Genomic DNA, 23,642 nt, shown 5'->3' with positions numbered 1-23,642 from the left:
TTCCCGCATCAGGCCGGGCGGAAATCTCCGTCCTCATCCATCAGGTGCAATACGCCGTCGCTGATCGCGAAATAGGCACCGCGAATGGTGAGGCGGCCCGCGGTTTCACGCGCCGGGACGAACGGGAAAGTGCGCAGGTTACGGATCGACGTGCGGACCGTTTCCAGTTCCATCTCCCGCGTTGCGGCGGGGCCGGTGCCGTACTTCGCCTTCACCCGGTCCCGCGCTTCGTCGAGCAGGCTGACCCAAGCATGGACGAAGCCGCCGTCGCCGGGAGGGCTGTCCTGGAACATCTCGGTCAAGGCGGCATGGGCGCCGCCGCACATACCGTGGCCCAGCACTACCACTTCCTCGACCTCCAGCTTGGTCACGGCGAATTCCAGCGCCGCGGAAACGCCGTGGCGCCCGCCGTCACTCTCGAACGGAGGGACGAGATTGGCGACGTTCCGGACAACGAAGATTTCGCCGGGCAGGGTATCGAAAATCTGGGAAGGTTCGACGCGGCTGTCGGAACAGGCGATCACCATCACCTTGGGCGATTGTCCTTCGGCCAATTGTGCCCAGCGTTCGTGCTGACGCCGATAATCGGCGGTGCGGAAGCGGCGATAGCCGTCGATGAGATCGTTGAAGTGAGTCATGCGCGTTGCAATGCCGCGCCGTTACGGGACTGGCAAGCGGCAGCCATCATCGCTATCTGCGCCGCATGAACGATCCGACTCCCGTCGCGCGCCCGGCCGAGCCCGGTGCACGCCAGCGCAAGCCTGACTGGATCCGCGTCAAGGCGCCGACCTCCACCGGCTTTGCCGCAACCCGCGCGCTGATGCGCTCGAAGAGCCTGACCACGGTGTGCGAGGAAGCGGCCTGCCCGAATATCGGCGAGTGCTGGAGCAAGAAGCACGCCACGGTGATGATCCTGGGCGACACCTGCACCCGTGCCTGCGCCTTTTGCAACGTCAAGACGGGGATGCCGCGCGCGGTCGATCCGATGGAGCCGAACAACGTCGCCGACGCGGCGGTGCAGATGGGGCTGGAGCATATCGTCATCACCTCGGTCGATCGCGACGACCTGCCCGATGGCGGGGCGAAGCAGTTCGTCAAGGTGATCGAGGCGATCCGCAAGGCGTCTCCCACGACGACGATCGAGATCCTGACCCCGGACTTCCGCAACAAGCATGAAGCCGCCGTCGAGATGATCGTCGCGGCGCGGCCGGATGTCTATAACCACAATCTGGAGACGGTCCCGCGCCTCTATCCGACGATCCGCCCCGGCGCGCGCTATTATGCCTCGATCCGGTTGCTGGAGCAGGTCAAGAAGCTCGACCCGTCGATCTTCACCAAGTCGGGCATCATGCTGGGCTTGGGCGAGGAGCGGCTGGAGGTCCATCAGGTGATGGACGATATGCGTAGCGCCGACATCGATTTCCTGACGATGGGTCAGTATCTTCAGCCTACGCCGCGCCATGCCAAGGTGCAGGATTTCGTGACCCCGGCGGCGTTCGACGCCTATGCCGCGATTGCGCGGGCCAAGGGGTTCCTGCTGGTGGCGTCCTCGCCGCTGACGCGGTCGAGTTACCATGCCGGGGACGATTTCGCGAAGATGAAGGCGGCGCGGGATGCCAAGCTGGCGAAGGCGCCGGTCGGAGCCTGAATGCCGAAGCATGTCGAAACCCGTCGGCTACCCTATACGCCGGAACAGATGTTCGATCTGGTCGCCGATGTCGGCCGATATGCCGAGTTCCTGCCCTGGGTCAGCGCGGTGCGGGTCCGGTCGAACAGCGAGACCGAGATGGTCGCGGACCTGATGGTCGGGTTCAAGAGCCTGCGGGAAACCTTTACCAGTCGGGTCGAGAAGCAGCGGCCGGGGCATATCCGGGTCGACTATCTCGAAGGGCCTCTCAAGCACCTGCACAATGACTGGAAATTCCGGCCCGACGGCGAGGGTGGGGTGCTGGTCGATTTCGAGGTCGATTTCGCGTTCAAGAACCGGGTGTTCGAAATGCTGGCCGGGCAGGTGTTCGATCGCGCGTTGCGGATGATGATCGGTGCGTTCGAGCAGCGGGCCGCAGCGCTTTATGGCGATTCGACCTCCGGCACGACGGGATCGCCGGGCAGCAGCAGTTCGAGCGCGCACAACGCCGCCTGAAGCCGGACGCCGCCGCGGCCGATATCGCCGAAGTCGCGGGTGTCGGCGACCACTACATCCGGGTCCGCATCCTTCTCCGCCCGGGCGAACACCACATGGCCGACCGGCTTTTTTTCGCTGCCGCCACCGGGTCCGGCGATGCCGGTGATCGCGACCGCGACATCGGCGTCGCTTTCTTCCAGCGCACCCTGCGCCATGCTCCACGCGGTGGCGACGGAGACTGCGCCGAAGGTCTCGAGCACGTCGCCGCTGACCTTGAGTTCCTTGACCTTCGCTTCATTGGAATAGGTAACGAAACCGGCGATCAGCACATCCGACGATCCGGGAATCTCGGTAATCGCGGCGCTGACCAGGCCACCGGTGCAGCTTTCCGCCACAGCAACGGTGCGCCCGGCGGCGCGGTTGGCCTCGACCACGCGGCGCGCGGCGTCGACCAGCTCTTTGGGGAGAATCGTGTCCATCATTTGGGGCGGGGCATAGGGCATAGCGGCAGCCTTGGCCCGCTTTTTTGACGATCGGCGTTGAGTTGCGCCAGCCCGACGAACACCCCGGCAAGGTTACGCGGGGGAAGGGGCGCGAGATTGGCGACGATCTTGTCGAGCTTCGGGCAGTCGTTCGCCTCGATCTGTTGCGCCGCGACCGGGACGATCAGGACCTTGAGCGCCGGGATCACGAACTGCGATTCGGCGAGCCCTTGCATCTGCGGGCCGAGCAACTTCGCAATGCCGGAACGGGCGGCGGGGAGGGCCGGAGTGACGCCGGACTGGAGCCGAGCTGCGAATGCCGGATTGGGACGGCGGAGGAAGGCGGATGGCGGCAGGGTGGCGCAGACCCGGCCCATCTCCGACACCATATCGGGCAACAGCACCTGGAACAGCGCCTCGGCCTCGCCGTCGGTGAGGCAGGGGCGGGTTTGCGCCTGGGCGGTGGTGGAGGCAGCGACGCCCGCCCAAAGCAAGGCGGTGGCGGCAAGACGGCGGATAGGCATGGGCTACTCCGGTAAACGGACGGTGGCGACGGCCTGCGCAGCAATGCCTTCGCCGCGACCGGTGAAGCCCAGCCGCTCGGTCGTGGTGGCCTTGAGGCTAACCCGTGCGAGAGGCAGCTTCAATATCGCGGCAATACGGGTGCGGATCGCATCGCGGTGGGGGCCGATCTTGGGTGCTTCGCAGATCAGGGTGAGGTCGATGAAGTCGATGACTCCGCCCCGATCGCGAACGAGGCTGGCGGCGTGGTTGAGGAACCGGTCGGACGCGGCGCCGCGCCATTGCGGGTCGCTGGGGGGGAAGTGCATCCCGATATCCCCCGCGCCGATCGTGCCGAGCAGCGCGTCGGTGATGGCGTGGAGCGCGACATCGGCGTCGCTGTGCCCCGCCAGCCCCATGTCGTGCGGGATCAATACGCCGCCTAGCCACAGTTCCTCGCCCACCTGGAGGCGATGTACATCGTAACCCATGGCACTGCGGGAAATGAGGGTGGCGGCATGGCGCGCCTCGGCGGCTGCGAAATCGGCGGGGTGGGTGATCTTTTCGAGCATCGGGTCTCCGGGAACCAGCGCGACGTCATGGCCCGCGCGGCGCAGCATCTGGGCGTCGTCGGTGGCCTCTTCGGTATCCGGCCAGGCGCGGTGGGCGGCGAGGATGGCGTCGAAGTGAAACGCCTGCGGGGTCTGGATGCGGTTGAGTCCGGCGCGGGGGACGTTGTCGCCGAGAGTTTCGGCGCCCTTTGCCAGCGTATCGGCGACGGGGAGGGCGGGGACGGCGCCGGGAGCGTGGTCGAGCGCGGCGAGAAGCGCGTCGATCACTGCGGCGGGGATGAAGGGGCGGGCGGCGTCGTGGATCAGGACGCGGGTGACGCCCTTGCCCTCCAGCGCCTCCAGCCCGGCGCGGACCGAGTCGCGGCGCTCGGTTCCGCCCTGGACGAAGCTGACGTTTTCGAGGGGTATTGCGCGGAGGTGGTCCTGCTGCCCTTCGCCGATGACGATGATGGTTGGAGTTATCATCGGGTGGGAGGTTAGTGCGGTAACGCTATGAGAAAGCATGGGCTTTCTGCAGAGTGGGGCGAACTGCTTGGGGACGGTTCCGCCTGCGCGGATGCCTTTTCCGGCGGCTACGATGATGGCGGCGGTGGTCATGATGCGACACCTGGACGACTGCGAAGCGACAGCGGCGCGACACGCTTGAACGGGAAAGCGACGGTTGCGCGTCGATGGTGCGACGGCCGGGCGACGGGGCCGGGCAGCGAGGCGACAGTGTCGCGACTAGTCGGCGACGCGATTACAACCGGTTTGGACTGACGGAGAAAGGTCGACGGTGAAAGCATTTGATGTGCCTAGCGAGGCGATCGCGTGTAGGAAAGCGTTCCTCGTTGCGCGGCAAATGCTCGCTTGTTAGCCCGTCAGAGCAGCAACCCGATTGATGTCGCCATTATGGAATTCACGTTTGGGGGGATGTGGTGGGATTTCGAGTTCTGGCAGGTGCCCTGCTTTCCGCACTGCTTTGGATCAATGATGCGGCGGCCCAGGATTATGGCGCGGCTGTATATAACGCCGTGCAGGCGGCGGCCGATCAAGAATGTCTCGCCGGCAAACTGGGGGCTGCCGACTTTACCGCGGGCGACGCCGGTACTCCTGCGAAAACAGCGGTAATCAAATACTGGTCCGCAGCGCGCAGCGCCGACAATGTCAGGATCGCCGACCTGTTTCAGAGCAATGGGAAAGCGGTCTGGATCGGGAACGGTGTGGCTGTGCTTGCGCGATCGGGGACGGTCACCGATCCATTCGCACGGGCGGCTGGTGCCGCGTTGGTCGAGGATCCGGTTGCACTGATCCATGCTAAACGGGGGCAAACTGCACGCGGACTTTGGCAAGTCAGGGATCAGTCGGGCGCGAGCATTGGACATTATCTGGTCGACTTCCGCCGTGGTTCGGACTGGCGCCCTCAACGCATGGAGTTGTTACCGCCAGGCGCGCCGGTTCCAGACGTGAAGCCCTACTGTTACATGCCAGGCGACATCGAAGCGTCGAAAGACTTCATCACCGACGCTGAGATTTCAAAGATGAAGAAGCGGGCCACCCTGGTCGCGACTTGTATGTCGGGCTCCGACTGCGGCCGGAAATGGGCGCGCGCGCAGGCATGGGTCACTGAGAACAGCTTCTACCCACTTGTCCGCACGACTGACGACGTTCTTTTGACAACCAGTCCGGGTGATGGATCGCTCTGGGTCGCATATGTCGTTGCGCTCGATCCGCCCGCAACAGATGGCCGTCAGAATATCAGGCTACGCGCATGGTGCAGAAATTTCCTGTGCGTGCCGAGTATTGGAACTGTGCGCAGGAACTTCGCGAGTGCGTTGGAGGGCGCGGAGGAGCCGCAGACCGAGAACAGGCCATAGGTGCCACCTCTGACTTGCATCCCCGCCATTGCCCCTGTATCGGCCCGTGCCTAAATTTCAGGCACAATGACGATGTTGAAACCCATCCAGGTCGGGCCGGTGACGGTCGAGACGCCGGTGATCCTGGCGCCGATGACGGGCGTCACCGATCTGCCGTTCCGGCGGCTGGTGCGGCGCTATGGCTCCGGGCTCAACGTCACCGAGATGATCGCGAGCCAGGCGGCGATCCGCGAGACGCGGCAGTCGGTGCAGAAGGCGGCATGGGATCCGATCGAGGAGCCGGTGTCGATGCAGCTGGTCGGCTGTACCCCCTATGAAATGGGCGAGGCGGCGAAGCTGAACGCGGATCGCGGCGCGGCGATCATCGACATCAACATGGGCTGTCCCGTGCGCAAGGTGACTAACGGCGATGCCGGGTCGGCGCTGATGCGGGTGCCGGATCTGGCAGCGAGGCTTATTGAAGCCTGCGTCAAGGCCGTCAGCGTGCCGGTGACGGTGAAGATGCGGATGGGATGGTGCCATGACAGCCTCAACGCGCCCGAGCTGGCGCGCGTGGCCGAGGATCTGGGCGCGAAGATGGTGACGGTGCATGGCCGCACCCGCAATCAGATGTACAAGGGCAGCGCCGACTGGGCGTTCGTGCGCAAGGTCAAGGATGCGGTGTCGATCCCGGTGATCGTCAATGGCGATATCTGCACGGTCGAGGATGCGCGCACCGCGCTCGCGCAATCGGGCGCGGATGGGGTGATGATCGGGCGCGGTGCCTATGGGAAACCGTGGGTGCTGCGGCAGGTGATGGATGCGCTGTCCGGCAAGGGCGAGCGGCCCGACCCCGGAATCGACGAACAATATACCCTGATTGCGGAGCATTACGCGATGATGCTGGACCATTATGGTGAGATGACCGGCGTCAATCTGATGCGCAAGCATATCGGCTGGTACACCAAGGGGCTGCCCGGATCGGCGGAGTTCCGCAACAAGGTGAATCAGGAGCCGAAGGCCGCAACTGTGCTGGGAATGCTCGACGACTTCTACGCGCCATTCCGCGGTATGCCTGCTTTGGGATCATGGCCGTCGCGCGAAGCGGCCTGAGGCCGCCGCCGCAGCCGGGCGAGCCCGACCTGGCCGAGATATTCGGCGGGATGCCGGTTGCCGCCTTGGTGCTCGACCCGCAGGACCGGGTCGCGCGCGCCAATATGGCGTGCGAGCATCTGCTCAACCACAGCGAGAAGGCGATGCTGGGGCAGCGGATCGACCGCATCTTTGCGCCGCCCGAAGGCTATGCCGGACGCCGTGACGGGCATGGCTTCGCCGCGTTCGATGTCGAGATCGAGCCGACCCGCTCGCCGCGCACGCGCGTCGATTTCATCGAACAGCCGATCACCGAGCATCCCGGCTGGCGCATCGTCACGCTGCACCAGGCGCCGACCTCGCGCCGCCTGTCGGTGGGGGCGGACCGCAGCGCGGGCGCGCGCGCGGCGATCGGCGCGGCGGCGATGCTGGCGCACGAGATCAAGAACCCGCTGTCGGGCATTCGCGGCGCTGCCCAATTGCTGTCGGGCGATGACGGCACCGACGATGCCGAAGGACGGGCCGAGCTGACCCAGCTGATCACGACCGAGGTCGATCGCATCGCCGCGCTGATCGACCGGATGCAGGATTTCACCGACACGCGTCCGCCCAAGCTGGCGCCGCACAATATCTATCCGCTGCTCGACCATGCCCGGCGCGTGGCGCTGGCGGGATTTGCGCGCGGAATCGCGATCGAGGAGCGGTTCGACCCGTCGCTGCCGCCGGTGATGATGGACAAGGACGCGTTTCTGCAGGTGGCGATGAACCTGCTCAAGAACGCGGCCGAGGCGCTGCGCCATGTGCCCGAGCCCAAGATCATCCTGTCCACCCAGTACCGTCATGGCGTCGCGATGCGGCCCGCGCCGGATCAGCCGCGCCGGTGGCTGCCGATCGAATTCTCGGTGACCGACAACGGTCCGGGTGCGCCGGCAGACATCGCCAGCCATCTGTTCGAGCCGTTCGTGTCGGGCAAGCCCGAGGGCAAGGGGCTGGGGCTGCCGCTGGTCGAGAAGCTGGTGCGCGACATGGGCGGGGTGGTTGAATATGCGCGGGCAGGGGATCCTGAGATGACGGTGTTTCGCGTGAACTTGCCGAGGGCGGACGGGTGAGCGACGCATCGATCCTGATCTGCGACGACGATTCCGCGATCCGCACCGTGGTGACGCAGGCGCTGCGCCGGGCGGGGCATCGCGTGACGGCAGCGGCGACGCTGGCCGAGCTGCGGCGCGAGCTGGCGAGCGCGCGACCCGATGTGCTGGTCACCGATGTGGTGCTGCCCGACGGCAACGGTCTTGATTTCGTGGCGACCTTTACCGGGGAAAATCCGGACCTGCCGGTGATCGTGCTGTCGGCGCAGAACACGCTGTCGACCGCGGTGCGCGCGACCGAGGCGGGGGCGTTCGACTATCTGCCCAAGCCGTTCGACCTCGACGTGCTGACCGCGACGGTGGCGAGCGCGCTGGCGCGGGGGCGGCGGCTCGTCGACGATCTGCCCGCCGCCGAGGAACATGCGGTCGCGCTGATCGGCCGCTCGCCCGCGATGCAGGAAGTGTATCGCGTGATCGCGCGGGTGGTGTCGAACGAGCTGACCGTGTTGATCACCGGCGAAAGCGGGACCGGCAAGGAGCTGGTGGCGCAGGCGATCCACGATCTGGGGCCGCGGCGGCGCGCGCCGTTCGTCGCGATCAACATGGCCGCGATCCCGCGCGAGCTGATCGAGGCCGAGCTGTTCGGACATGAAAAGGGCGCCTTCACCGGGGCGGCGGCACGGGTTGCTGGCAAGTTCGAGCAGGCGAGCGGGGGGACGCTGTTCCTCGACGAAATCGGCGACATGCCGATGGAGGCGCAGACGCGGCTGCTGCGGGTGCTGCAATCGGGCGAGTTCACCACCGTGGGGGGCGCGCGCGTGATCCGGGCGGACGTGCGGATCGTTGCCGCGACCAACAAGGATCTGATGAGCCAGGTGGTGTCGGGGCAGTTCCGCGAGGACCTGTTCTACCGACTCAACGTCGTGCCGATCGCGTTGCCGTCCTTGCGCGAGCGGCGGCAGGATATCCGGCTGTTGGCGCGGCACTTCCTCGACCGGGCCGTCGAGGACGGGTTGCCGCGCAAGGCGGTGAGCGACGATGCGGTCGCGGTGTTGGAGGCGCATGACTGGCCGGGCAATGTGCGCGAGCTGGAGAATCTGATGCGGCGGATGGCCGCGCTGCACCGCGACGAGTGGATCGGGGCCGATGCGGTGCGCGCGATGCTAGGCGAGGGGAGTGGCCTTGCCGCACCCACGCGCGATGCGGGGATCGAGGCGGCGGTGCTGACGCGACTGAGCCGGCTGGCGGCGGAGGAGCCTGGCGTCATGGAGGACGGGACGCTGTACGACCGCATCATCGGCGAGGTCGAGCGGCCGCTGATCGAGGCGATGCTGGCGCGGCACGGGCATAACCAGCTGCGCGCGGCGCGGGCGCTGGGGATCAATCGGAACACGTTGCGCAAGCGACTGGATACGCTGGGGATCGATGTCGGCGGGCGGCAGGACGATCCCGCCTAGCGACAGTTCGTGCGACAAGTGTGTTTTCAAGGCAACGCTTCTGTTGTAGCCATGCAACGATGGATGCCGTTTCCGAGCCGCTGACGCATACCGGACTGCGCCGCTGGCGGCTGAGCATCACCCCCTTTGTCGAGTTGCTGGTGCTGGGGATCGCGGTCGCGATCGTCGTTGCGAGCTATTTCGTCATCAACGGCAATAGCGGCACGCAGCGGTTGCTGACGCCGCCGCTGGTCGCGCTGCTGCTGGTGGCGAACCTGATCCCGTTCGTCGCGCTGATCGTGCTCGCCGGGCGGCGGGTGGCGATGCGCCGCGCGGCGCGCTCGCCACTGGGCGGACGCGCGCGGCTGCATGTGCGGCTGGTGGCGATCTTTTCGATTCTGGCGAGCGTGCCGACGATCTTTGTGTCGATCGTTGCTTCGCTGTTGTTTCAATATGGGGTCGAGTTCTGGTTCTCCGACCGGGCACGGTCGATGCTTGAGAATGCGTCGGCGGTTGCCGCCGCCAGCTTTAACGATCTTCAGGAACGCGTTGGCGCGAATACCGAGACGATGGCGATGGATTTGGCTAGGGAACTAGCCGACGGAATGCCGATCGACAGCCAAGATTTTTTCAATACGCTTTTTGTCCAAACTACACAGCGCGAACTATCCGAAGCGGCGATTGTGCGACAGTCCGCCAACGGCGAAATCCTGACCCTCATCATCCTCAATCCGTACGAGGCCCTTATCGAGGAGCAGGTAAGCAAGACGGCGATCCAGCGACTAAAGACCGGGCGAACAAAGGTTGTGGTGGAATATGCAGGCGGACGGGTCCGCGCGCTGACTCCGTTCCCCGGCAACCCGGACACCTATCTATATGCGGCCCGAATCATCGATCCAGAGTTGCGGAGACGCGCGATTCGTGCGGATGCCGTGGTGCGCGACTATACATCGCTGACCCAGCGATCTCGTACGCTCCAGCTTCAGTTCAACGTGGCGTTGCTGTTGCTGTCACTGCTGATTGTCGGGCTGGCCGTGTGGGTCGCGTTGGCGATTGCTGACCGGCTCGTCCGTCCGGTGGGAGACTTGGTCAATGCGGCGCGTGATGTTGCCGCTGGCAACCTCGCGACGCGGGTGCCCACGCCGCGCGCCGATGACGAGATCGGCACGCTCGCGACCGCGTTCAACCGGATGACCGACCGGCTGCAGGAGCAGACCAACGCGCTGGTCGATGCCAATGCCGAGTCCGAGAGCCGTCGCGCGCTGATCGAGGCGGTGATGTCCGGGGTGACGGCCGGCGTACTCTCGATCGATGCCGAGCGGCGCATTCGCCTGATCAACAGTTCGGCGATGGCGTTGCTCCAGCCCGGCGAGGCACCGGTCGGGAAGCTGCTCGTCGAAGTCTCGCCCGAGCTGGACGCGGTGCTGGGCGGGGAGACGCGCGAGGATATCGTTCAGATTACCAGCGGCGGCGACGCGCGCACGCTGGCGGTCAAGATCACTCGCGACGAGGCGGGGCAGGTGCTGACGTTCGACGACATCACCCAGCAGCTGCTCGACCAGCGCCGCGCCGCCTGGTCGGACGTCGCGCGCCGCATCGCGCATGAGATCAAGAATCCGCTGACGCCGATCCAGCTTGCCGCCGAGCGGCTGCAGCGCCGCTATGGCAAGAAGATCGAGAGCGACGACGGCACCTTTGCCAAGCTGACCGACACGATCGTGCGGCAGGTCGGCGATCTGCGGCGGATGGTGGACGAATTCTCGTCCTTCGCGCGGATGCCCAAGCCGATCTTCCGCAAGGAATCGCTGATCGACATCACCCGCCAGACGATGTTCCTGCACGAGGTGGCGAAGCCCGATATTCGTTTTCGGTTCGACGCGCCCGACACTCTGCCGCCGATGGTATGTGACCGGCGCCAGCTGGGCCAGGCGCTGACCAATCTGGTCAAGAATGCGGTCGAAGCGGTTGAATCCCGGGTCGGTGGCGAGCCCGGTGCGATCGACATCGCGATCCGCGAGGAAGCCGATGCGCAACTGCTGGTCGAGATTTCCGACAATGGCATCGGCCTGCCCGCCGAGCGCGAGCGGATCGTCGAGCCCTATATGACGACGCGCAGCCGGGGCACCGGCCTGGGCCTCGCAATCGTCAAGAAGATCGTCGAGGAACATTTCGGCACCATGGCGTTCGCGGACCGCCCCGGGGGCGGGACGATCGTGACGCTGTGTTTCGACACCGCGACGCTGGAGCGGCTGGCGGGAACCGGGGGAACGGCGACGAGGAGCCGGGAAGCGCGCCGCCGGCGGCGCTGACCCGAGCCAAGAACGGACACACATCATGACACTCGATATTCTGGTCGTCGACGACGAAAGCGACATCCGCGAACTGGTCGCGGGCGTGCTGGAGGACGAGGGCTACGAAACCCGCAGCGCCGCCGATAGCGATGCGGCGCTGGAGGCGATCGCCGAGCGGCGGCCGAGCCTGGTGCTGCTCGACGTATGGCTGCAGGGGTCGCGGCTCGACGGGCTGGACCTGCTGGACGAGATCAAGCGGCGCGATCCGTCGATCCCGGTGCTCGTCATTTCGGGGCACGGCAATCTGGACACCGCCGTGGCGGCGATCCGGCGCGGCGCGTCCGACTTTATCGAAAAGCCGTTCGAGGCCGAGCGGCTGCTGCTGCTGGTCGCGCGCGCGACCGAGACCGAGCGGCTGAAACGCGAGGTCGCGTCATTGCGGGCGACAGTGGGGCGGGGAACCGACCTCAACGGCACGTCGGGATCGATCAATGCGGTGCGTGCGACGCTCAAGCGGGTGGCGGCGACGGGCAGCCGGGTAATGATTACCGGTGGGCCCGGCACGGGCAAGGAGGTGGCGGCGCGCCTGCTGCACGAATGGAGCCACCGCGCCGATGCGCCCTTCGTGATCGTCAGCGCCGCGCGGATGACACCGGAGCGGGTCGAGGAGGAATTGTTCGGGGTCGAGGATGGCGATCTGGTCCATCCCGGGCTGCTCGAACAGGCGCATGGCGGCACCTTGTTCCTCGACGAGATCGCCGACATGCCGATCGCGACCCAGGGGCGGATCCTGCGCGTGCTGACCGAACAGAAGTTCAACCGCGTCGGTGGACAGCGCCAGGTGAAGGTCGATGTCCGCGTGGTTTCCGCCACCGCGCGCGACCTGACGACCGAGATTGCAGAAGGGCGGTTTCGCGAGGATCTCTTCTATCGCCTCAACGTCGTTCCCGTCGCGATTCCGCCGCTGGCGGAGCGGCGTGAGGACATTCCCTCGCTGGTCGAGCATTTCGTCGCGCATTATGCGACCGAACGGCGCGTGCCCACGCCCGAGGTCGCGCCGGACGCCATGGTCGCACTGCAAAGCTATGAATGGCCGGGCAATGTCCGCCAGCTGCGCAACGTGGTCGAGGCGACGGTGATCCTGGCGCCGGGCGACCGGATCGGGCGGATCGACATCGATCTGTTGCCCACCGAAGTGCTGGGCCGCCGCGGCGACGAGGGCGGCATGGGCGCCGCGACGATCATGGGCGCCCCCCTGAAGGAAGCGCGCGAATCGTTCGAGCGCGAATATCTGCGCATCCAGATCAAGCGCTTTTCGGGCAATATCTCCCGCACCGCGCATTTCATCGGGATGGAGCGATCGGCGCTGCACCGCAAATTGAAGTTGCTCGGGATCAGCGAGGCGCGCGACGACTAGGTATTTGGCTCCAGCATGTGATGGAGTGCGAGCGCTGTCGCTCTTCTCACCCCATCATATGCCGGGACTACACAATTAGGCTCGTCGGGCCGCGATGTGCCGGTCGATCACGCTTTCGAGCACGGTCAGCGGCACGCTGCCGCCCATCACCACCGCATCGTTGAATGCGCGGAAGTCATAGGCGTTGCCCAGCGCACGCTGCGTCTTGGTGCGTAGGGTGTTGATCTCCGTATGCCCCAATTTGTAGCCGCACGCCTGGCCCGGCCAGCTGCAATAGCGGTCGACCTCACCCGCGACTTCCTCGACCGAGGATCCGTTTGCGGTGGCAAACCAGTCGATGGCTTGCGCGCGCGTCCAGCGCTTGGCGTGGAGGCCGGTATCCACGACAAGACGGCACGCGCGAAAGGCGAGGCTCTGGAGATAGCCCAGCCGCCCGACCGGATCGTCGTCATAGGCGCCCAGTTCGGCGCCCAATTGCTCGGCATAGAGCGCCCAGCCCTCGGTATAGGCGTTGAACGACAGCAGCGAGCGCACCAGCGGCAGCTTGAACGTATATTCGCCCTGCCACGCATGGCCGGGAATGCCTTCATGATAGGCCAGGGTGGCGAGACTGTATTTCGTGTGCAGATGCGTGGTGCGCAGATTGAGCCAGACGCGCCCCGGCACGGTGCCGTCGATCGATCCGGCGCCGCCATAGGCGCCCGGCGCGCCCGGCTCCTCGGCGAGCGGAAGCCGCTTCACCTCGACATTGCCCTTCACCAGCGTGTGAAACGCCTGCGGCATCTTGGCCCGCATGTCCTGGATGGTCCTGGTCATATAGGCGAGGATTTCCTGCCGCCCCTCGTCGGTATTCGGATAGAGATATTTCTCGTCCTTGCCGAGCGCGGTCATCCGGGCGCCGACCGTCCCCTGGCTGTAGCCGAGCTTGCGCAAAATGCCGTCCATTTCGGACTGGAGCGCCTTCAGCTCCTCCTGGCCGGTGCGGTGCACCTCGTCCGGGGTCATCGTCGTGGTGGTCCCGGCCCGCAGCGCCCAGGCATAATAAGCCTCGCCGTCGGGGAATTTCCACACGCCCGCGTCCGACGTCGCTTTGGCGCGATGGCGCTTCAGTTCGGCAATCTGGCGGTCGAGCGCAGGCGCGACCTTGCCCGCCGCGATCTTCGCCGCATCGGCCGCCTGGCTGCCGGTCACCGCCTTCTTGCCGGTGAAATTCTCGATCAACTCCCATTTTCCGGCATCGGTGCCGCGGGTGAGCGCGATCTGCTTCAAACATTTGTCGAGCAGGAAATCGGGCGCGATCACACCCCTGTCGAATGCGACCTTCAGCCGCTCGGTCTCGCCGTCGATCTGTCCCGCCCAGCCATCGAGCCGCGAGAGCCAGCTGGCCGCGTCCGCCGCGCTTTCGACCTTATGCTCATTGTCGAGGAAGCGCGGCATGTCGAGATACGCACCGACATTCTGGACCACGACATAGGGCGCGTTGCGCCAGCCGCCGACCGCGACATCGCCATAAGGAAAGGCCATGCCGTCGAGGCCGATCTCGAACGCAGTCCGCACCGCATCGACATTGGTCTGCATGACCGGCGACAGCGCGTCGCGATCCAGCGCGTTGAGTTGGGCGACGCGAGCGCGAAGGCCTGCAGCGACCTTTTGCCGACCGGCAATGCTGCGATCCTCGACCATCGAGCGCAGATGTGCCCGTTCGCCCTTGTCGATCCCGAGCGAGGTCGCACTCTCGGGGGAATTAGTCAGCAACTGCTCGGCGGTCGCATCGAGGAGCGTGCTCGCCGCAGAATCGGCGGAAGGTGCGCCCTGCCGCGCGAAGGCGGGGAAGACGCGCAATGACGCAAGGCTGGCGGTCGAGGCGAGGAACTGGCGGCGAGTGGTCATGCAGGCTCCGGGATACGCGGGAGGATGGTTACGCGGGTTACGGTAGCGGCAAGGCGGCGGGGCGTCACCCCTGGCACGTTCAGACCAGCGCCCGCGCTGCCGCCAGGTCGCGTACGAACCGCTCCCGTTCGATTCCGCGCGCCTGTTCGTCGGGCAGGCGCAGGAGGAAGCTGGGATGAACGGTGACGATCATCTGTCGTTCGCCCAGGTCCAGTGCACCGTCGCGCAGCGGTGCCAGCGCCTGCTTCTTTCCGGTCAGCGCGTGCAGCGCCGTGGCGCCCAGCGCGACGACGACTGCAGGATCGACCAGCCGGATCTCCTCATTCAGCCACCAGCGATAATGGGCGATATCCCCGGCATTGGGTGTCTGGTGCAGCCGCCGCTTCCCGCGCTCGGTAAATTTGAACCGCTTCACCGCGTTGGTGAGATAGGTTTCGGATCGCTCGATCCCGGCGTCGTCGAGGCAGTCGTCGAGCAATTGTCCGGCCGGGCCGACAAAGGGCCGCCCTTTACGGTCCTCCATGTCGCCGGGTTGCTCGCCGACGAGCATGAGCCGTGCGGAGGGCGGTCCTTCGCCGAGGACGACGCGGTCGGCAAAATCGGGGGAGGGGGGCACATCGTCCTGCACCAGCGCGGCGTTGAGCGCGTCAAGCGTGTCGAAGTGGCGTCGGGGTTGAACGGGTTCCGCAGTCAGGATCGCCGCATCCTCGCGCTGTCGCTTCACCATCGCGTCCACCCGTCCCTCTGCCTGTCGCAACAGCGGTTGAACCAGCATCGCCTCGGGAAGGTTGCGCCAATATTTGACCGGCATCTCCTTCTTCATCGCGGCGACCTTGACGCGGGCGGGATTGAAGATGCTGGAATAATAGGCGCGCCATTCGTCCTCGACCGCGTCGGCGTCGGGCACGTCGCCGCGCCGGCCACCGGGGCCTGTCGTCAGGATGGTCCCGTCCCAGCCGATCGTCGCCTCCGGCGTCACGATGATCCAGTCCATGCCGGTGAAGCGATCGCGAAAGAACCCCGCGACGGCGCGGGTGATATGATGATCGGGTTCGAACCATGCGGCGAACTGCTCGCGCCCGTTCGCGGACCCGACTTTCCGGAAGCGGACAAAGGCGTGCATCTTGTGCATGTCGCGCCGCACCGCCTTTGCTAGCGCCTGCACTGCGATCATGTCCGGGTCGGCGGGGTTGGCGTGCAGCGAGGGCTGATCGCGCAGCCGCCAGAGCAGGCGATAGGCCAGGGCGAAGCGGTCGGGGTCGCGATGCAGCAGCGCAAGGCGCAACAGCGCGAGCAGCGCGCGGGGTACGTGGAGCGGCGCGGACCGCTGCGCCGGCGGTGGTGCGGCGTTCGCGAACAGCTCCGCTGTCCCGCTTTCCCCGATCCGCCACGCCACATCGTGCGGCGGGACGGCGGCGGCGAGGAACATGCGCGCCTGATCGCGCCACGCGGCGAAATCATCGGGTTGATCGAGGGTCGCGACGTGCACCGATGCCGCCCCGCTTCAGCTTGCGAACAGCGACAATTGCGTGGGCGGCGGGACGGGGACGATGCGCTGCTTGAGATCGGCCCGGTCAAGCAGCGCGGTCGGGCGCCAGTCCGCAGCGACGATGAATGGGCGGATCTTGCGCAGCGACTGGCACAGCCGCCCGACATCGGCGAGCGCCAGGCGCTGATGCCGCCGCGCCGCGATCAGCCGATCGACCACCCGCGCACCAAGCCCCGGCACGCGCAACAGGCTTTCGCGCGGCGCGCGATTGACGTCCACCGGGAACAGCTCGCGCCGCTGCATCGCGCAGGCGAGCTTGGGGTCCATGTCGAGCGCCAGCCGCCCGTCCTGCATCGTCGCGGCAATCTCGCCAACCGAAAAGCCGTAGAAGCGCAGCAGCCAGTCAGACTGGTACAGCCGATGCTCGCGCATCAGCGGCGGGGGCTGGGCGGGCAGGGTACGGCTGGCATCCGGAATTGGCGAGAAGGCGGAGTAATAGACGCGGCGCAACCCATAGCTGCTGTAGAGCTGCGCGCTCGTCTGGAGCACCGTCGCGTCGGTGCTGTCATCGGCCCCGACGATCATCTGCGTGCTTTGCCCGGCCGGCGCGAAGATCGGGGCCCTGCGCGAAGTTTTGCGCTCCGCCTTGGCATCGCCGATGCGGATGCCGAGATCGTGCATCGTCCGGCGGATGCGGGCACCGTCCTTTTCGGGGGCGAGGGCGCGGATCCCGCTGTCGCTCGGCATCTCGATATTGATCGACAGGCGGTCGGCATAGCGCCCCGCCTGCGCGATCAGATCCGGATCGCCCTCCGGGATGGTCTTGAGATGGATATAGCCCCGGAAATCATGGTCCTCACGCAGGCGGCGCGCCACCTCGACGATCTGTTCCATCGTATAATCGGGGCTGCGGATAATGCCGGAGGACAGGAACAGCCCCTCGATATAGTTGCGCTTGTAGAAATCGAGGGTGAGGTCGACCACCTCGTCCACGGTGAAGGCGGCGCGGCGGACGTTCGAGGACGAGCGGTTGATGCAATAGGTGCATTCGAACATGCACATATTCGTCATCAGGATCTTGAGCAGCGAGATGCAGCGCCCGTCGGGCGCATAGCTGTGACAGATGCCGATCGCGGTGGTCGATCCGATGCCGCCCTTCGCCCCGTCTCGCGAATTGCGCTTCTGGGCACCGCTCGACGCGCACGACGCGTCATATTTGGCGGCGTCGGCGAGAATCTCCAGTTTTTCGAGGCGACTAAGCTTTGCCATTGTTCGCCATATGTTCTTTTTGAGAACGCGGTTCAAGCCGAATGTGACGGGGGTGCGGCAGGTCGAGGGGGCACGACGGCGGGGCGAAATCCGGCGCGGGGCTGGCCGGGCGGTCACCCGCGTCGGTTCACCATGCGCAGACGGTAAATGCGTCGCCCGACCAGCAGGCGCGGTCGCTATCGAGACGCGTGGCATAGCCCCAGCGCGCCATGCCGTCTTTGGTCATGCCGGTCACCTGCGCGTTTTCGCCGCTCACCCCGACGCTGACCGTGGTGACCGGGTCTTCGCCCGTCCAGAAGGGCTGGTCGCCTTCGCGCGAGACGGTGAAATGGCCGCCCTTTTCCGATCTGAACAGGCACGGCCCTTCATAGGAATCACCCTTGGTCGGGTTGCCGTCATCGTCATACCCGCCGTGCGAGATCGCGCATTTGGCGCGCTTTCCGACTGCGACGGCGAGAGTGGCATCTGCGGGAGCGGGCGTTGCGCTCGGCGTGGGTGTGGGGTCGGCGACGACCGCCGTTGCCACGGGCGCGGGCACATCCTGCGCACCATTGTCCGGTTCGGGGGCGGTGGAGCAGGCGGTCATCGCCAAGGCGAGCGCGGCGATCGAATTACGTGTCTTCATGCGCTGGGGGTTTCTGCGATCGTCCTGATGGCATCGACGACCACCACGCCCCCGCGCACCGCGACGATCCGTGCTTTTTCGCCGGGGGCCAGATCCGGCCCCTCGGCGGGCCATTCCCCGTCGCCGACGCGCACGCGGCCGGTGCCGCCGCTGATCGCATCGACCACCGTCACGCTCTGGCCGATCATCCGGGCGGCGCGATTGTTGAGGTCGGGGTCGCTGCTCGGCACCGGGTTGGCGCCGTACCAGCGCTTGCCGATCAGCACCGCGACGGTCGACCAGGCGGCGAAGCTGATGAACTGGCCGATCGCGCCAAGTTCCGGAAAGATCAGTGCCAGCACGCCGGTCGCCGCCGCGCCGAGTGCGAGGAAGGTCAGATAGACGCCCGGGATCAGCAGTTCGCAGATTGCGAACAGCGCGGCGACGATCAGCCAGACGAAGCCGGCCTGTTCGGACAACCAGTCCATCACGCCTCCGGATCGACGAAGGGCGACTGACGCAACCGCGACGGCGGCGCTGGCGGGGTAGGGGCGGACGGCGCATCGGCCTTGCCGAACGCCTCCTTTGCCAGCTCACCGATCCCGCCCAGCGAACCGATCAACTGCGTCGCCTCGACCGGGAACAGGATGGTCTTGGCGTTGGGGCTGGTCGCGAACTTGCCGATCGCCTCGACATATTTCTGCGCGATGAAGTAGTTGAGCGACTGGGTGCCGCCGCTCTCGATCGCCTGTGACACGACTTGAGTCGCCTTGGCCTCGGCTTCGGCCGCACGCTCGCGCGCTTCGGAATCGCGGAAAGCGGATTCCTTGCGGCCCTCCGCCTCAAGGATACGGGCCTGTTTCTGGCCCTCGGCGCGCAGAATCTCCGACGCACGTGCGCCTTCGGCTTCAAGGATATTGGCGCGCTTCTCGCGCTCGGCCTTCATCTGGCGGCCCATCGCGTTGACGATATCGGCGGGCGGACGGATGTCCTTGATCTCGACGCGGGTGATCTTGACCCCCCAGGGCGTCGTCGCGTGATCGACCACCGAGAGCAGCCGCGCATTGATCTCGTCGCGCTTTGACAGCGTCTCGTCGAGGTCCATCGACCCCATCACCGTGCGCAGATTGGTGGTGGTGAGCTGGAGCAGCGCGACATAGAGGTCCGATACTTCATAGGCGGCCTTGGCAGCGTCGAGCACCTGGAAGAACACGACGCCGTCGGTGGAGATCATCGCATTGTCCTTGGTGATGATCTCCTGCCCCGGAATGTCGATCACCTGCTCCATCATGTTCACGCGGCGTCCGACGCGGTAGAAAAAGGCCGGGTAGAGATTGAAACCCGGGGTCGCCACGGTGGTGAAGCGGCCGAAATGCTCGATCGTGTAATGATAGCCCTGGCGGACGATCTTGATGCTGGCGAACAGGTACATCAGCACCAGCAGCATCAGGATGAAAAAGGCACCTATCGTCAGTTCCATCGGTCGTCCCCGTTTGTTTGTCGGATCAAGCATGGCTTGATCCGATTCGGTGCCAGCCCGCTCCCCCACCCGACCACCCATAGGATACTGGCGTTGGGTGGCCGGGTAGGAGAGCGGGCTGGCGCCGCTTTCCACAACGCGCCGATCCTAGCATAGAGGCGGCATGAGCAAAGCGATTTACGCCCCGCCGCGCACTGCGCTGTTCCTGCCCGCATCCAATGCCCGCGCCATCGAAAAGGCGAAAGGGTTGAAGGCTGACATGGTGATCCTCGACCTCGAGGACGCGGTGAAGGCGGAGGACAAGGAAGCCGCGCGGGAGGCGGTGAGGCGGGTGGAGGGGTTCGGCGATCGCCCGTTCGGCGTACGCGTCAATTCCGAACACAGCGATCATTGGAAGGCGGATCTGAAGGCGGTCAAGAAATCCGCTGCAACGCATGTGATCGTGCCCAAGGTCGAGAAGTCGGAGACGGTCACCTACGCCGCCGCCTATGCCGACCGCCCGGTGCTGGCGATGATCGAGACCGCGGCGGGGGTGATGAATGTCGGACCGATTGCCAGCACCACCGGTTGGGGTGTCGAGATGGCCGGCCTGATCGTCGGGACCAATGATCTCGCCGCATCGCTGAAACTGCCCCCCACCGCTGGCCGCGCGCAGATGGCGCTGGCGCTGCAACTGGTGGTCCTGGCCGCGCGCGGACGGGAAATCTGGGTGCTCGACGGCGTGTTCAACCGCCTCGACGATCCCGAGGGGCTGGCGGCGGAGTGCGCCGAGGGCCGCCTGCTCGGTTTCGACGGCAAGAGCCTGATCCACCCCAACCAGATCGACATCGCCCGCGCGGCGTTCGATCCGACCGAGTCCGAACTTGAGGAGGCGAGGGCGCTGGTCGCCGCGTTCACCGGCGGCGCCGAACGTTACAAGGACGCGATGATCGAAGAGATGCACATCGATCAGGCCAAGGCATTGCTAGCGCGGGCGGGCCGTTAGAGACGTTTGCAGTTAGGCGGCACCGGCCCGCTCCCCCACCCGGCCACCCATAGAACACACTGTCGCTGGGTGGCCGGGTGGGGGAGCGGGCCGGTGCCGATTCAGCTCTGCTGAAAGCGACTCTGGCGGCCCGCCCGCACCGCCGGCTTTACGGGTGTCGCTTCTCCCATTCGGCCTTCATCAGTGCCTTGAACTCCAGGAAGTCGGCGTCCGAATTGGGCGCGAACAGGCCGATCTCATTGTCTTCGAGATAGTCGAAATAGGGCCAGTGCGTCGTGTTCGTTTCCGCGTACATATAGCATTGGATCGTGATGCACGGCTCCTCCGTGCCGCGATTGACCAGCTGGTGAACCTGGTTGAGACGGGGCGATATCCATGTCACGTCGCCCTTTGCGAAGGTTGCGGTCGCGAACGGCGTGCGATGATGGTTCGACAGCATCGGATAGAGATCGACCGTGATCTCGCCATGAAACACCTTGATGACCGCATCGGCGCCGCCATGGTCGTGGATCGGGGAATAATGACCGACCGGCCAGATCTCCATGACGAAGGGAACGCCGGGTGAATCGCCCTGGTTCTGGCCCAGCGTGATCCGCAAATAGGTCTTGTCGGGGTCGGGCGCGCCGAACTCGTCGGCCTTTTTGGCCAGCGTCTTGTGGCACCAGCCGTCGGGATCGGCGATGCTTTCCTTGATCGCCTGGGCAAAGTGCGGAAAATCGGGTGTGTCGAGGCGGAAATTCTCGCCCGCGACATTGTCGTAGAGGATCTGACAGGTCGGGGTGAGGTTCGCGGGAACCGTCACCTTGCCATATGCGATATCCTCCATCGTGATCTGGTCGTGCGGGATCACCAGCATCGGCGGCTCCACCGTCACCGGATCGCGCCACAGATCGACGTCGCGACGGATGGCGGCGCTCACCGCCACGCTTTGCGCCTGGGCAAGCCAGCCATAGGGGTCGGGCTTGCCGGAATCGGGCTTGGCCAGTTGGTGATGCGCGAGTTCGCATCCCAGCCGCATCTCGCCCTTGCCGTAGCGGAGCGCGCGGTTGATCGCATCGAAGCTGAACCAATATTGGCATTCGGGATCGGGGTCGAGACCGGCACCCGGCTTCGCAACGAGGTCGAGATTATGCCACTCACCGTCGCGATGCTCGCTCAGCGAGACGCCTCCGAAGCCGACCTCCCAGCGAAATTCGGGGGCTCCCCAGCCGCCATCACGCACCGATACGGTGAAACCGCTCTTTTCGGCGATTGCGAAGCCGATGGTGCCCTGGCCGCGCACCAACAGCCGGATATCCTCTGCTGCCTGTGTCGCGCCGTCTTCCGCCGCGGCGATCGTGAGATGCGCGGGAACCGACTGAAAATCCTTATCGCTGTGTGACATAGCCCCTCCTTTGATCGTGAACGCCATGCTATCGGGCAGGCGTGACATTTCAATTAAGGACCGTTCCGGAACGGAGTGATCGCCACGTCCTGAACGCAACGCTCGTCCCCCCCTAGCGTCCGTCACGAACCGCGGTTACATGGGCCGCCAACTTCCGACTCAAGGACATTGGCCTACCCTATGGATATCCCTCTCGGTCTCACCTTCGACGACGTCCTGCTCTATCCGGGCGAGAGCGAGGTGCTGCCGAGCATGGCCGATACCCGCACGCGGGTTACGCGCGACCTCAAGCTCAACATCCCGATCCTCTCTTCGGCGATGGACACGGTGACCGAAGCCGACATGGCGATCGTCATGGCGCAGCTGGGCGGCATCGGCGTGCTCCACCGCAATCTCGAGATCGACGAGCAGATCGAGGCGGTGCGCCAGGTCAAAAGGTTCGAGAGCGGGATGGTCGTCAACCCGATCACCATGGCGCCGACCGGCACGCTCGCCGAGGCACAGGCGCTGATGGCGCGGCACAAGATCAGCGGCATTCCGATCACCGAGCCAAGCGGCAGACTGGTCGGCATCCTCACCAACCGCGACGTGCGCTTCGCGGAAAATCCGGGCCAGCTGGTCAGTGAGCTGATGACGCACGACAATCTCGCCACCGTATCGATCGGCGTCGGGCAGGAGGAGGCACGCCGCCTGCTGCATCAGCGGCGGATCGAGAAGCTGCTGGTGGTGGACGATCAATATCGTTGCGTCGGCCTGATCACCGTCAAGGACATCGAAAAGGCGGTGACCTATCCCAACGCGACCAAGGACGGCGCGGGCCGGCTGTGCGTTGCCGCCGCGACCACCGTGGGGGACAAGGGCTTCGAGCGGACCGAGGCGCTCGTCGATGCCGAGGTCGACCTGATCGTCATCGACACCGCGCACGGCCATAACAAGGACGTCGCGCGCGCGGTCGAGCGGGTGAAGAAGCTGTCGAACCGCGTCCAGGTTGTTGCGGGCAACGTCGCCACCGCCGCCGCTACTCGCGCGCTGATCGATGCGGGCGCGGACGGCGTGAAGGTGGGCATCGGCCCGGGATCGATCTGCACCACGCGCGTTGTCGCGGGCGTCGGTGTGCCGCAGCTGACCGCAGTCATGGACGCCGCCAACGAAGCGGCCAAGTCGGACGTGCCGGTGATCGCGGACGGTGGCCTGCGTACCTCGGGCGACCTCGCCAAGGCGCTCGCTGCGGGTGCGTCGACCTGCATGGTCGGATCGCTGCTCGCGGGGACCGAGGAAGCGCCGGGCGAGACGTTCCTGTATCAGGGCCGCGCCTACAAGTCGTATCGCGGCATGGGTAGCGTCGGTGCGATGGGCCGCGGCTCGGCCGACCGTTATTTCCAGGGCGATATCAAGGACCAGCTGAAGCTCGTCCCGGAGGGGATCGAGGGGCAGGTGGCGTTCAAGGGGCCGGCCAAGGACGTGATCCACCAGCTGATCGGCGGGATCAAGGCGGCAATGGGCTATACCGGCGCGGCGACGATTCCCGAACTTCAGAAGAAGGCGCGCTTCGTCCGCATCACCAATGCCGGATTGCGCGAAAGTCATGTCCATGACGTGACGATCACGCGTGAGGCGCCGAACTACCCGACGCGCTGAACGTCTCCTTTCGAACCAATGGTATAGCGCGACGCCGGAGCCATCGTTACGCTTGTGCGTTGGG

Annotated in this window: 21 protein-coding genes; 10 read left to right on the top strand and 11 right to left on the bottom strand. The window is 65.7% G+C overall.

All coding sequences use genetic code 11. The features are described from left to right. Nucleotides 1–8: 8 nt before the first annotated feature. Nucleotides 9–638, bottom strand: coding sequence for a carbonic anhydrase (locus FPZ54_RS04780; RefSeq protein ID WP_145845406.1), 630 nt, complete (start codon nucleotides 636–638; stop codon nucleotides 9–11). Nucleotides 639–703: 65 nt separating this feature from the next. Here FPZ54_RS04780 and lipA point away from each other — a divergent pair, with 65 nt between their 5' ends. Next, nucleotides 704–1,648: a lipoyl synthase gene (gene lipA / locus FPZ54_RS04775; RefSeq protein ID WP_145845404.1), complete on the top strand. Its 945-nt coding sequence runs from the start codon at nucleotides 704–706 to the stop codon at nucleotides 1,646–1,648. Next, nucleotides 1,649–2,143: a type II toxin-antitoxin system RatA family toxin gene (locus FPZ54_RS04770; RefSeq protein WP_145845402.1), complete on the top strand. Its 495-nt coding sequence runs from the start codon at nucleotides 1,649–1,651 to the stop codon at nucleotides 2,141–2,143. On the opposite strand, the gene FPZ54_RS04765 is transcribed toward FPZ54_RS04770, so the two are convergent. From FPZ54_RS04765 to FPZ54_RS04755, 3 genes are read right to left on the bottom strand one after another with little or no spacing between them, the layout of a single operon-like run. Next, nucleotides 2,071–2,607, bottom strand: a complete 537-nt coding sequence (locus FPZ54_RS04765) for a CinA family protein (RefSeq protein ID WP_145845401.1) — start codon at nucleotides 2,605–2,607, stop codon at nucleotides 2,071–2,073. The genes FPZ54_RS04770 and FPZ54_RS04765 overlap by 73 nt on opposite strands. After that, a complete protein-coding gene (locus FPZ54_RS04760; RefSeq protein ID WP_145845399.1) occupies nucleotides 2,604–3,131 on the bottom strand; it encodes a hypothetical protein in 528 nt (175 codons plus the stop codon). Before FPZ54_RS04760 ends, FPZ54_RS04765 begins: the two co-directional genes overlap by 4 nt. A 3-nt stretch (nucleotides 3,132–3,134) precedes the next feature. Further along, nucleotides 3,135–4,277 (bottom strand): bifunctional 2-C-methyl-D-erythritol 4-phosphate cytidylyltransferase/2-C-methyl-D-erythritol 2,4-cyclodiphosphate synthase, encoded by a 1,143-nt coding sequence (locus tag FPZ54_RS04755; RefSeq protein WP_145845398.1) that lies wholly within the window; start codon nucleotides 4,275–4,277, stop codon nucleotides 3,135–3,137. A gap of 320 nt (nucleotides 4,278–4,597) precedes the next feature. On the opposite strand from FPZ54_RS04755, the gene FPZ54_RS04750 reads away from it, so the two are divergent. From FPZ54_RS04750 to ntrX, 6 genes are all read left to right on the top strand, one after another. Next, nucleotides 4,598–5,536 carry a hypothetical protein gene (locus tag FPZ54_RS04750; protein WP_186456917.1) on the top strand — a complete coding sequence of 313 codons (939 nt, stop codon included), beginning with the start codon at nucleotides 4,598–4,600 and terminating at the stop codon, nucleotides 5,534–5,536. Nucleotides 5,537–5,602: 66 nt separating this feature from the next. Next, the gene (gene dusB, locus FPZ54_RS04745; protein ID WP_145845395.1) at nucleotides 5,603–6,628 is read left to right on the top strand and encodes a tRNA dihydrouridine synthase DusB; all 1,026 of its coding nucleotides are present in this window, start codon (nucleotides 5,603–5,605) and stop codon (nucleotides 6,626–6,628) included. Then, nucleotides 6,604–7,716, top strand: coding sequence for a two-component system sensor histidine kinase NtrB (locus tag FPZ54_RS04740; RefSeq protein WP_145845393.1), 1,113 nt, complete (start codon nucleotides 6,604–6,606; stop codon nucleotides 7,714–7,716). The genes dusB and FPZ54_RS04740 overlap by 25 nt, the downstream gene beginning before the upstream one ends. Continuing rightward, a complete protein-coding gene (ntrC, locus tag FPZ54_RS04735; RefSeq protein WP_145845392.1) occupies nucleotides 7,713–9,152 on the top strand; it encodes a nitrogen regulation protein NR(I) in 1,440 nt (479 codons plus the stop codon). Before FPZ54_RS04740 ends, ntrC begins: the two co-directional genes overlap by 4 nt. A gap of 59 nt (nucleotides 9,153–9,211) precedes the next feature. Beyond that, nucleotides 9,212–11,440 carry a sensor histidine kinase NtrY-like gene (locus FPZ54_RS04730; protein ID WP_145845390.1) on the top strand — a complete coding sequence of 743 codons (2,229 nt, stop codon included), beginning with the start codon at nucleotides 9,212–9,214 and terminating at the stop codon, nucleotides 11,438–11,440. A gap of 25 nt (nucleotides 11,441–11,465) precedes the next feature. After that, a complete protein-coding gene (gene ntrX, locus FPZ54_RS04725) occupies nucleotides 11,466–12,839 on the top strand; it encodes a nitrogen assimilation response regulator NtrX (RefSeq protein WP_145845388.1) in 1,374 nt (457 codons plus the stop codon). A 75-nt stretch (nucleotides 12,840–12,914) separates the two neighbouring features. Here the strand turns inward: ntrX and FPZ54_RS04720 are convergent, their stop codons facing one another. The 6 genes from FPZ54_RS04720 to FPZ54_RS04695 all read right to left on the bottom strand — a co-directional run bounded on the left by FPZ54_RS04720 (nucleotide 12,915) and on the right by FPZ54_RS04695 (nucleotide 19,571). Further along, a complete protein-coding gene (locus FPZ54_RS04720) occupies nucleotides 12,915–14,729 on the bottom strand; it encodes a DUF885 domain-containing protein (protein WP_145845386.1) in 1,815 nt (604 codons plus the stop codon). A gap of 79 nt (nucleotides 14,730–14,808) precedes the next feature. Continuing rightward, nucleotides 14,809–16,218 carry a UdgX family uracil-DNA binding protein gene (locus tag FPZ54_RS04715; RefSeq protein WP_145845384.1) on the bottom strand — a complete coding sequence of 470 codons (1,410 nt, stop codon included), beginning with the start codon at nucleotides 16,216–16,218 and terminating at the stop codon, nucleotides 14,809–14,811. A 15-nt stretch (nucleotides 16,219–16,233) separates the two neighbouring features. After that, nucleotides 16,234–17,487, bottom strand: coding sequence for a putative DNA modification/repair radical SAM protein (locus tag FPZ54_RS04710; protein ID WP_145845383.1), 1,254 nt, complete (start codon nucleotides 17,485–17,487; stop codon nucleotides 16,234–16,236). Between the two features lie 127 nt (nucleotides 17,488–17,614). Next, nucleotides 17,615–18,112, bottom strand: coding sequence for a hypothetical protein (locus FPZ54_RS04705; RefSeq protein WP_145845381.1), 498 nt, complete (start codon nucleotides 18,110–18,112; stop codon nucleotides 17,615–17,617). Beyond that, nucleotides 18,109–18,579, bottom strand: coding sequence for an NfeD family protein (locus FPZ54_RS04700; RefSeq protein WP_145845379.1), 471 nt, complete (start codon nucleotides 18,577–18,579; stop codon nucleotides 18,109–18,111). Before FPZ54_RS04700 ends, FPZ54_RS04705 begins: the two co-directional genes overlap by 4 nt. Further along, on the bottom strand, nucleotides 18,579–19,571 hold the full coding sequence (locus FPZ54_RS04695) for an SPFH domain-containing protein (protein ID WP_145845378.1): 993 nt from the start codon (nucleotides 19,569–19,571) through the stop codon (nucleotides 18,579–18,581). Before FPZ54_RS04695 ends, FPZ54_RS04700 begins: the two co-directional genes overlap by 1 nt. 163 nt (nucleotides 19,572–19,734) lie before the next feature. On the opposite strand from FPZ54_RS04695, the gene FPZ54_RS04690 reads away from it, so the two are divergent. Next, nucleotides 19,735–20,556 (top strand): HpcH/HpaI aldolase/citrate lyase family protein, encoded by an 822-nt coding sequence (locus FPZ54_RS04690; RefSeq protein WP_145845376.1) that lies wholly within the window; start codon nucleotides 19,735–19,737, stop codon nucleotides 20,554–20,556. Between the two features lie 148 nt (nucleotides 20,557–20,704). Here FPZ54_RS04690 and FPZ54_RS04685 read toward each other — a convergent pair whose 3' ends face one another. Then, a complete protein-coding gene (locus tag FPZ54_RS04685) occupies nucleotides 20,705–21,940 on the bottom strand; it encodes a cysteine dioxygenase (protein WP_145845375.1) in 1,236 nt (411 codons plus the stop codon). A gap of 180 nt (nucleotides 21,941–22,120) precedes the next feature. On the opposite strand from FPZ54_RS04685, the gene guaB reads away from it, so the two are divergent. Next, the gene (gene guaB, locus FPZ54_RS04680) at nucleotides 22,121–23,578 is read left to right on the top strand and encodes an IMP dehydrogenase (protein WP_145845374.1); all 1,458 of its coding nucleotides are present in this window, start codon (nucleotides 22,121–22,123) and stop codon (nucleotides 23,576–23,578) included. The last annotated feature ends 64 nt before the right edge of the window (nucleotides 23,579–23,642 follow it).

Source organism: Sphingomonas suaedae (genome assembly GCF_007833215.1).
Lineage (GTDB): Bacteria > Pseudomonadota > Alphaproteobacteria > Sphingomonadales > Sphingomonadaceae > Sphingomonas > Sphingomonas suaedae.
The sequence above is the reverse complement of the archived record's forward strand: the minus strand, read 5'-3'. Positions and strand labels throughout refer to the sequence as shown.